Source organism: Hoeflea sp. BAL378, assembly GCF_000759435.1.
GTDB lineage: Bacteria > Pseudomonadota > Alphaproteobacteria > Rhizobiales > Rhizobiaceae > Hoeflea.
The window spans coordinates 1-10,057 of the sequence record NZ_JRJG01000163.1 but is presented as its reverse complement, the minus strand read 5'-3'; the positions used below and the strand labels follow the sequence as shown (position 1 = coordinate 10,057).

The window sequence follows — 10,057 nt, the reverse complement described above, 5'->3', positions numbered from 1 at the left end:
GCCGGCCCGCGTCAACGGCCCGGCCAGTCCGCCGGTCCCGGGCGGGTCAGCGAATTCTGCCGTCGCCCGGTGACACGGTGACACAAATCAGACATGATTCGCGCGCCTGACAGGCGGGCCGGCAACGGCCGTGATCACCAGTTCTGACCGGATATACTATGTCCGCACCGCGGATTCGCCCCGCCGTCATTTCCGACATCGACGCCCTCGACACCATCGAGAAGGCGGTGTTTCCGACCGACCGGATCTCCCGCCGCTCGTTCCGTACGCTGATCGACCGCCCCACCGCCGAGACCCTGGTGGCCCAAGCCGAGACCGCCGGAGGAGGCGTCGAGGTGACGGGCTATGCCATGATCCTGTTCCGCGCCGGCGCCGCCCTGGCGCGGCTGTACTCGCTGGCGGTCGCGCCGGGCCACGCCGGCCGGGGGATCGGCCGGGCCCTGCTCGCCGCCGCCGAGAAGGCCGCGATGGACCACGACCGCATCCTGCTCCGGCTCGAGGTGCGCGAGGACAATGTCTCGGCCATCGCGCTCTACAAGACCGCGGGCTACCGGCGCATCGGCCGGGTCGCCGATTACTATGCCGACGGCATGGCCGCGCTGCGCTTCGAAAAGCTGCTGCGCGGGTCCGACACGCCAGCCCTCGGCACCCCGTTCTACGAGCAATCGACCGATTTCACCTGCGGCTCCGCCTGCCTGCTCATGGCGCTGGCGCGGTACCGGTCGTCCGCCTTTCTCGATCCGGTCTGGGAAATCCGGCTGTGGCGCGAGGCCACCACCGTGTTCATGCTCGCCGGTCCCGGCGGCTGCGAGCCCTTCGGCCTCGCCATGGTGGCGCGCGACCACGGGCTCGATCCCGAGGTCTGGTGCTCGACCGAGGAGCTCCTGTTCCTCGAGACAGTGCGCGATCCGGAGAAGCACCGGGTCATGGAGCTGGCGCAGCGCGATTTCCGCGCCCGCGTCAGGGCCGCCGGCACGCCGGTGCACACAGAGGCTTTCACCCTCGACTGGCTGCGCGCGCGCCTGGCCGAAGGCCATGTCGCCCTGATCCTGGTCAGCGGCTACCTGATGATGGGCAAGAAAGTTCCCCACTGGGTTCTTGCCCATGGCGATGACGGACGTCATATCTTCGTGCATGACCCCTGGGTCGAGGATGAGGTCGACGAGACCGCGGCCGACGCCGCCGACATCCCGGTCCCCTATGCGGTTCTGGACCGAATCGCCCGCTTTGGCCGCTCGGGCCTGCGCGCCGCCGTTCTTATCAAGGGAAATGCCCCCGATGTCTGACTGGATCATCCTGTCCACCGCCCTGTCGAGCTTCGATCACGCCGCCACCAAGCACAAGGTGCTCGCCACCCGCGATTACCTGGCGCGGCCGGAGCTGTTTCGCGGCGCCCGGCCCAACATCATCAACCTGTCTCGCTCCTACGCCTACCAGAGCCGCGGCTATTACGCCTCGCTGCTGGCGGCGGCGCGCGGCCAGCGGGTGATCCCGTCGGTGGAGACGCTGATCGACCTGTCCGCCCGCAAGCTCTACGAGAACGCCATTCCGGAGCTCGAGGATTCCTTCAACAAGTCCATCCGCGAACATGCCGCCGCCCCCGTGCCCACGCGGCTCAGGGTGTTCTTCGGCACCAGCACGGATGCGCGGCTCGAGCGCTTCTGCCGGCTGCTGTTCGACTGGTTCCGCGCCCCGATCCTGGAGCTGACCATCAAGGACGGCGAGTGGTACTCGATCTCGAAAATCGGACTCCTGCCGGTCGGCAAGCTCGACGGCGCCGACCGCGAGGCGTTTTTCCAGGCCATGGCGCGCTACACCGGGCGGCAGTGGAAGGACGCCAAGTCGCGCGCGCCGGCGCGCTATTCCTTCGCCACGCTGGTCGATCCGAACGAGGCGCTGCCGCCGTCGTCGATCGACACGCTCAAGCACTGGGCGCGGATCGCCGCGCGCATGGGTGTCTCGGTCGAGCCGATCACCCGCAAGGACATGCCCCGGCTCGCCAATTTCGACGCCCTGTTCATCCGCGAGACCACGTCGATCTCCAACCACACCTACCGCTTCGCCCGCCGCGCCCAGCAGGAGGGCATGCCGGTGATCGACGACCCGGTGTCGATGATCCGCTGCACCAACAAGGTCTATCTCGACGAGCTGATGGCCTCGAACGGCATCAAGGTGCCCGACACGGTGATGCTGATCGGGCCGGAGGACTTCCAGCGCGCCGCCGATCTCCTGGGCTTCCCGATGGTGCTGAAGGTGCCCGATTCCTCGTTCTCGCGCGGCGTCTCCAAGGTCGGAACCATGGAGGAGCTCAAGGCGCTGGCAGGCGCCTGGCTGCACGATTCCGAGGTGCTGATCGCGCAGAAGTTCATGCCCACCAAGTTCGACTGGCGCATCGGCGTTCTCGGCGGCAAGCCGCTGTTCGCGGTGCAGTACCTGATGGCCAAGAAACACTGGCAGATCGTCAAGCACGACACCGGCGGCAAGCCGCTCGAAGGCGGCTTCAAGTCGTTCTCGCTGGCGCAGGTGCCGCCGCTGGTGCTCGACACCGGCCTGCGCGCCGCCTGCTCGGTGGGCGACGGGCTCTACGGGGTGGACCTCAAGGAAACCGACGACGGCGTCTTCGTCATCGAGGTCAACGACAACCCCAATCTCGAGCATGGCGTCGAGGATTCGGCCGAGAAGGACGAGGTCTGGACCCGGCTGACCAACTGGTTCATCGAGCGCATCGCCACCTGAACCGGGATCGCCGGGCGCAGGCTGTCGTTTCGCCGAAAAACCGGCTATAGCAGCCCCGGCTTGGCCTGCCGAGCCTGAACACCGACCGCGACCGGGACCCTATTGATGCTGAAAGCCGCCGAAGACCGCCTCAATCTCACCCAGATTGTCGATCCGGCAACCCTGCGCGCCACGCTCGACGCCATCGCGTCGACCCATGGCGGCGCCAGCGTCCAGGCCCGCCAGGAGGTTCTGGCCGAGGTCAAACGCGTCAATGCGCAGGGGCGCGAGACCGCCCGCGCCATGCTGTTCGAGGACGGCGGCGGCACCGCCTGCGCCGTGCGGATCTCGCATCTGCAGGACGTGATCACCGCGGCGCTCTACGACTATGCCAGCCGTCACGTCTACCGGGTCGACAGCCCCTCGATGTCCGAGCGGCTGACCGTGACGGCCGTCGGCGGCTATGGCCGCGGCACGCTCGCGCCGGGCTCCGACATTGATCTGTTGTTCGTGCTGCCCTACAAGAACACGCCCTGGACCGAGCAGATCGTCGAGTGGATCCTCTACATCCTGTGGGACATGGGCCTGAAGGTCGGCCACGCCACCCGCAACATCGACGAGTGCATCCGCCTGTCGCGCTCGGACATGACCATCCGCACCGCCATTCTCGAGGCCCGGTTCCTGTGCGGCGAGCGCGCCCTGTTCAAGGAGCTCGGCGACCGCTTCGACACCGAGGTGGTGGAAGGCAGCGGGCCGGAATTCATCTCCTCCAAGCTCGCCGAGCGCGACGAGCGCCACCGCAAGGCCGGCGACACGCGCTACCTGGTCGAGCCCAATGTCAAGGAAGGCAAGGGCGGCCTGCGCGATCTGAACACGCTGTTCTGGATCGCCAAGTATTTCTACCACATCCGCAACACCGAGGAGCTGGTCGGCCTGGGCGTGCTCTCGCGCCGCGAGTTCAACCTCTTCGTCAAGGCCGAGGATTTCCTCTGGGCGGTGCGCTGCCACATGCATTTTCTCACCGGCAAGGCGGAGGAGCGGCTGTCCTTCGACATCCAGCGCGACATCGCCTCGGGGCTCGGCTACCAGGATCACCCCGGCCTGTCCGCGGTCGAGCGCTTCATGAAGCACTACTTCCTCGTCGCCAAGGACGTGGGCGACCTGACCCGCATCTTCTGCGCCGGTCTCGAGGACCAGCAGGCCAAGCAGGCGCCGGGGCTGACCGGGGTGATCAGCCGCTTCGCCAACCGCCCGCGCAAGATCCCCGGGACGCTGGACTTTCTCGAGGACAAGGGCCGCATCACGCTGGCCGACGCCGACGTCTTCAAGCGCGATCCGGTCAACATCATCCGCCTGTTTCATCTGGCCGACATCCGCGGGCTGGAGTTTCACCCCGATGCGCTCAAGCGCGTCACCCGCTCGCTCAGGATGATCAATGCCGAGGTGCGCGAGAACGAGGAAGCCAACCGGCTGTTCCTGTCGATCCTGACCTCCAAGCGCCAGCCGGCGATCATCCTCAGGCGCATGAACGAAGCCGGCCTGCTCGGCCGCTTCATCCCCGAATTCGGCAAGATCGTCTCGATGATGCAGTTCAACATGTACCATCACTACACGGTCGACGAGCACCTGATCCGCACCGTGTCGGTGCTGTCGGGCATCGACAAGGGCGAGGAGGGGCGCGAGCATCCGCTGGCCTCCAAGATCATGCCTTCGATCGAGGAGCGCGAGGCGCTCTATGTCGCCGTCTTCCTGCATGACATCGCCAAGGGCCGGCCCGAGGATCATTCGATCGCCGGCGCCCGGGTCGCGCGCAAGCTCTGCCCGCGGCTGGGCCTGTCGCCCAAGCAGACCGAGCTGGTGGCCTGGCTGGTCGAGGATCACCTGACCATGTCGATGGTGGCGCAGACCCGCGATCTCAACGACCGCAAGACGATCACCGATTTCGCCGAGAAGGTGCGCACGCTTGAGCGGCTGAAGCTCTTGCTGGTGCTCTCGGTCTGCGACATCCGCGCCGTGGGCCCGGGCGTCTGGAACGGCTGGAAGGGCCAGTTGCTGCGCACGCTCTACTACGAGACCGAATTGATGCTGTCGGGCGGCTTCTCCGAGGTCTCGCGCAAACAGCGCACGGCGCACGCCCGCGAAGCCCTGGCCGAGGCCCTCTCCGACTGGAAGGAGAAGGACCGCGCCGCCTACGTCAAGCTCCATTACGAGCCCTATCTGCTCGCCGTGCCGCTCGAGGAACAGGTGCGCCACGCCCAGTTCATCCGCGAGGCCGACAGGGCCAAGAAGCAGCTCGCCACCATGGTGCGCACCAATGCCTTCCATGCCATCACCGAGATCACGCTTCTGTCGCCCGACCACCCGCGGCTTTTGTCCATCGTCACCGGGGCCTGCGCCGCCGCCGGCGCCAACATCGCCGACGCGCAGGTCTTCACCACCTCGGACGGCCGGGCGCTCGACACGATCCTCATCAACCGCGAACTGCCCGACGACGAGGACGAGCTGCGCCGCGGCGCCTCGATCGGGCGGATGATCGAGGACGTGCTGGCCGGAAAGGCCTATATTCCCGAAGTGATCGCCCGCAAGACCCGCGGCAAGCGCAAGCACCGGCCGTTCATCGTCAAGCCGCAGGTGACGATTTCCAATACGCTGTCCAACAAGTTCACCCTGATCGAGATCGAATGCCTGGACCGCACCGGCCTGTTGTCCGAGGTCGCCTCGGTGCTCTCGGACCTGTCGCTCGACATCGCCTCGGCGCACATCACCACCTTCGGCGAAAAGGTGGTCGACACCTTCTACGTGCGCGATCTGGTCGGCCAGAAGATCACCAACGAGAATCGCAAGCTCAACATCGTCGCCCGCCTCAAGGCGGTGCTCAGCGCGGAAGAGGACGAGGTGCGCGACCACATGCCCTCGGGGATGATCGCGCCGCAGGGCTCGACCCGCCGGGAGAAGAGGGCTTCCTCGTGAGTCTCGTCTCGAAGTTCATGGGCGTCGGCGCCGCCACGCTGGCGAGCCGGATCTTCGGCTTCGGCCGCGAAATGCTGATGGCCGCCGCGCTCGGAACGGGTCCGGTGGCGGGCGCCTTCTACGCCGCCTTCCAGTTTCCCAACACCTTCAGGCGCCTGTTTGCCGAAGGCGCGTTCAACGCCGCTTTCATCCCGCTCTTCTCCAAGGAAATCGAGGCCAACGGCCTCGACGGCGCGCGGCGCTTCTCCGAGGAGGTGTTCGGTTTCCTGTTCACGGTGCTGGTGGTCATCACCATCATCATGCAGCTTTCCATGCCGGTTCTCGTCGCCACCATCATCGCGCCGGGCTATCGCGACGATCCCGTCAAGTTCAGCCTGACGGTCAACCTCGCGCTGATCATGTTCCCCTATCTCATGTGCATGTCGCTCGGCGCCATGATGGCCGGCATGCTCAACTCGCTCAGGCGCTATTTCGCCGCGGCCATCGCGCCGGTCTTCCTCAACATCATCCTCATCGCGGTGCTGCTGTGGGCCTGGCGCCAGGGACGCGACGAGCTCGCCATCGGCTACGATCTCGCCTGGGGCGTGCTAGCCGCGGGCCTTGTCCAGCTCGGCATCGTCTGGACCGCGGTGCGCCGGGCGGGCATCCGGGTGCGCTTCCGGCGTCCGCGCATGACCGCCAACGTCAAGCGGCTGCTGTGGCTGGCGGCGCCGGCAGCCGTCACCGGCGGCATCACCCAGATCAACACGCTCATCGGCACCGCGATCGCCTCCGGGCAGGACAGGGCGGTCCCGGCGCTGGCCCAGGCCGACCGCTTCTACCAGCTTCCGCTCGGCGTCGTCGGGATCGCCGTCGCCATCGTCTTGCTGCCCGAATTGTCGCGTGCGCTCAAGGGCGGCCACGAGGTGGAGGCGGCGCACCTGCAGAACCGCTCGGTCGAGTTCACCCTGTTCCTCACCCTGCCCGCCGCCGCCGCCCTGATCGTCATTTCCGAGCCGATCGTGCGGGTGCTCTACGAGCGCGGCGCGTTCACGGCCGCCGACACGCTGCTCGTCTCCTCGGTTCTCTCCATCTTCGCGCTCGGCCTGCCCGCCTTCGTGCTGATCAAGGCCTTCACCCCGGGCTATTTCGCCCGCGAGGACACCCGCACGCCGATGATCTTCGCCGCGATTTCGGTCGCGGTGAACATCACCACCGCGCTCCTGCTTTTCCCGTCGCTCGGCGCTCCGGGCATCGCCGTGGCCTCGGCGGCGGCGGGCTGGATCAATGCGCTGCTGCTCTTCACCGTGCTCGTCCGGCGCGGCCACTGGGGCCGCGACACGGCCCTCATGAAGCGGATCCCGCTTCTGGTTCTCTCGGCGGGGCTCATGGGAGCAGCGCTCCACTTCGGGACGCGGTGGCTTGAGCCCTGGCTCGGGCCCGCCGGATCCCTCGTCGAGCAGATCGCCGCCCTTGCGGCGCTGACCGCGGCGGGAGCGGCGATCTATTTCGTCCTGGCATTCGGCATGGGGGCGGCGAGCCTCGGGCAGGTGAGGCGCAGCCTCAGGCGCAAGCCGGGCCGGCCGGTTCCGCCCAACGACGAAAATGCCGCTTGATGATGCCTCGCTGCCGCGCTATCAGCCCCGGGCGTTCCCAGCCTCCGCGTGAAACAAGGCCCTCCACCAGCCCCGGACCCAAGCCATGAGTTCTTTCAAGCCCCTCGTCTTCTCCGGCGTCCAGCCCACCGGCAACCTGCATCTGGGCAACTATCTCGGCGCGATCCGCAAGTTCGTGGCGCTGCAGGAGCATCACGACTGCATCTTCTGTGTGGTCGACATGCACTCGATCACCGCCCAGTTGGTCCACGACGACCTCAAGGCGCAGACCCGCTCCATCGCCGCGGCCTTCATCGCCGCCGGCATCGACCCGGTCAAGCACATCGTCTTCAACCAGTCCGCAGTGCCCGCCCATGCCGAACTTGCCTGGATCTTCAACTGCGTCGCCCGCATCGGCTGGATGAACCGCATGACCCAGTTCAAGGACAAGGCCGGAAAGGACCGCGAGAATGCCTCGCTCGGCCTGCTCGCCTATCCGAGCCTGATGGCTGCCGACATCCTGGTCTACCGCGCCACCCATGTGCCGGTCGGCGACGACCAGAAGCAGCATCTCGAACTCGCCCGCGACATCGCCCAGAAGTTCAACAATGATTTCTCCGCGCGCATCGCTGCTGCGGGCCTGGGCGTCGAGATGATGGTCGGCGAGGAGAAGGTCTCGGGCTATTTCCCGCTCACCGAACCCTTGATCGAAGGTCCGGCGCCGCGGGTGATGAGCCTGCGTGACGGCGCCAAGAAGATGTCGAAATCCGATCCGTCGGATCTCTCGCGCATCAACATGACCGATGACGCCGACACCATCGCCAAGAAGATCCGCAAGGCCAAGACCGATCCCGCGCCCCTGCCGGAAACCCTCGAAGAGCTCGAGGGCCGCCCCGAAGCCCAGAACCTCCTGGGCATCTATGCGGCTCTGAGCGACCGCACCCGCAAGGATGTGCTGCAGGAATTCGCCGGCCAGCAATTCTCCGTGTTCAAGCCGGCGCTGGTCGATCTGGCCGTCGAGGTGCTGTCGCCGATCACGAAGGAAATGCAGCGGCTGATGGATGATCCGAGCCATATCGACGCCATTCTCAAGGACGGCAGCGACCGCGCCAATGTCCTTGCCGGCAAGACCATGGCCGACGTGCGCGAGATCATCGGCTTCCTGTGACGCGCAACCGGCCCCGGCGGCGCGGCGCCGGCGGGGTCTGAAAATCGGCCTTGCGGGCAAGCCCGCTGTGATGGCATTGTCCCGCCCATGGTATCAAGACGACGCTCACGTGAAGCCGGTCACCGGCGCAAGTTCCTCGCGGTCATCGACGACACGCCGGAATGCGAGCGCGCCATGCGCTACGCCGGCATGCGCGCCTACAATTCGGGCGGCGGCCTGGTCCTGGTCTATGTCATCGAGCCCGGCGATTTCCAGCACTGGCTCGGCGTCGAGGAGATCATGCGCGCCGAAGCCATGGAGGAGGCCGAAGCCACGCTCGCCAAGGCCAGCGAGAAGATGCGCCAGATCATCGGCATCGATCCCGAAGTGGTGATTCGCGAGGGCAAGACCACCGAGCAGATCCACGCGGTGATCGAGGAAGACCAGGACATCGCCATCCTGGTGCTTGCCGCCGGCTCCGCCAAGGACGGCCCTGGACCGCTGGTCGCCTCTATCGCCGGCCGCGGCGCGGCCTTCCCGATTCCGGTCACCGTCATCCCCGACGCGCTCACCGACGATGAAATCGACGCGCTGAGTTAGCGCGTCCTGGACCGTTTCCGGCGGAACCGACCCTTGATCGCGGACGTCGGGAGGTCTATCTTGTTTTGAAGAGTTCTAAACTGGCCCGCCCCCCTCGGCCAGGCACGGAGATTGCCCATGTTCATCCAGACCGAATCCACCCCCAATCCCGCCACCCTGAAGTTCCTTCCGGGCAAGGTCGTGCTCGATCGCGGCACCGCCGATTACCGCAGCGCCGAGGAGGCTGGCAACGCCTCCCCGCTCGCCGCCAAGCTGTTCGGCATCCCGGGCGTCACCGGCGTGTTCTACGGATACGACTTCATCACGATCTCCAAGGACGGCCCCGACTGGCAGCATCTCAAGCCCGCGGTGCTCGGCACCATCATGGAGCACTTCATGTCCGGCGCGCCGATCATGTCGAGCCAGAACGGCGGCGAGCCGGTGTCCGACGAGGAGTTCTTCGCCGAAGGCGACGAGACCATCGTCGCCACCATCAAGGAACTGCTCGAAAGCCGGGTGCGTCCCGCCGTGGCCCAGGACGGTGGCGACATCACCTTCCGCGGCTTCCGCGACGGCACGGTGTTCCTGCACATGAAGGGCGCCTGCGCCGGCTGCCCATCCTCGACCGCAACGCTCAAGCACGGCATCCAGAACCTGCTGCGCCACTTCGTGCCGGAAGTCCGTGAAGTCGAAGCCGTCGTCTGATCCCGGCCTGCCCGGGGCGGAGGGGATGCCGTCCTTGCCGCAGCAGGCGCAGGATTCTGCGGGCGCGCGCCCGCGCCTGCCTCTGGCCCGCGCGGCCCTTTTGCTTGGATATGCCCGGTGTTGACGCTTGCCATCGATTGCTCCGCCCGGCTCTGCGCCGCGGCGCTCCACCAGGATGAGGCCGACCGCATCCTCGCCTCGATGAGCCCCGACATCGGCCGCGGCCATGCCGAGCAACTGCCGGGGATCGTCGCTTCCGTGCTCGCCGAGGCGGGCCGCCAGCTGACCCAGGTCGACCGCATCGGCGTGACCATCGGTCCGGGCTCCTTCGCCGGCATCCGTGTCGGCGTCTCCTTCGCCCGCGGCC

General features: G+C 66.9%; 8 protein-coding genes. All 8 read left to right on the top strand.

Annotated features, from left to right (window positions below; all coding sequences use genetic code 11):
- Nucleotides 1-158: 158 nt before the first annotated feature.
- On the top strand, nucleotides 159-1,286 hold the full coding sequence (locus tag LL06_RS23995; protein ID WP_035533016.1) for a GNAT family N-acetyltransferase/peptidase C39 family protein: 1,128 nt from the start codon (nucleotides 159-161) through the stop codon (nucleotides 1,284-1,286).
- Nucleotides 1,279-2,736: a RimK family protein gene (locus LL06_RS23990; protein WP_035533013.1), complete on the top strand. Its 1,458-nt coding sequence runs from the start codon at nucleotides 1,279-1,281 to the stop codon at nucleotides 2,734-2,736. The genes LL06_RS23995 and LL06_RS23990 overlap by 8 nt, the downstream gene beginning before the upstream one ends.
- Nucleotides 2,737-2,841: 105 nt before the next feature.
- Entirely contained in the window at nucleotides 2,842-5,685 is a 2,844-nt protein-coding gene (locus tag LL06_RS23985) for a [protein-PII] uridylyltransferase (RefSeq protein WP_052161880.1), read from the top strand.
- Nucleotides 5,682-7,280: a murein biosynthesis integral membrane protein MurJ gene (gene murJ / locus LL06_RS23980; RefSeq protein WP_035533010.1), complete on the top strand. Its 1,599-nt coding sequence runs from the start codon at nucleotides 5,682-5,684 to the stop codon at nucleotides 7,278-7,280. The genes LL06_RS23985 and murJ overlap by 4 nt, the downstream gene beginning before the upstream one ends.
- An 85-nt stretch (nucleotides 7,281-7,365) precedes the next feature.
- Complete coding sequence (gene trpS, locus LL06_RS23975; protein WP_035533008.1) at nucleotides 7,366-8,427, top strand: tryptophan--tRNA ligase; 1,062 nt, start codon at nucleotides 7,366-7,368, stop codon at nucleotides 8,425-8,427.
- Nucleotides 8,428-8,514: 87 nt separating this feature from the next.
- Entirely contained in the window at nucleotides 8,515-9,006 is a 492-nt protein-coding gene (locus tag LL06_RS23970; RefSeq protein WP_035533006.1) for a universal stress protein, read from the top strand.
- A gap of 117 nt (nucleotides 9,007-9,123) precedes the next feature.
- Complete coding sequence (locus tag LL06_RS23965) at nucleotides 9,124-9,690, top strand: NifU family protein (protein WP_035533004.1); 567 nt, start codon at nucleotides 9,124-9,126, stop codon at nucleotides 9,688-9,690.
- Between the two features lie 117 nt (nucleotides 9,691-9,807).
- Nucleotides 9,808-10,057, top strand: a 250-nt coding sequence (tsaB, locus tag LL06_RS23960; protein WP_035533027.1) for a tRNA (adenosine(37)-N6)-threonylcarbamoyltransferase complex dimerization subunit type 1 TsaB, incomplete at its 3' end; no start/stop codon positions are given.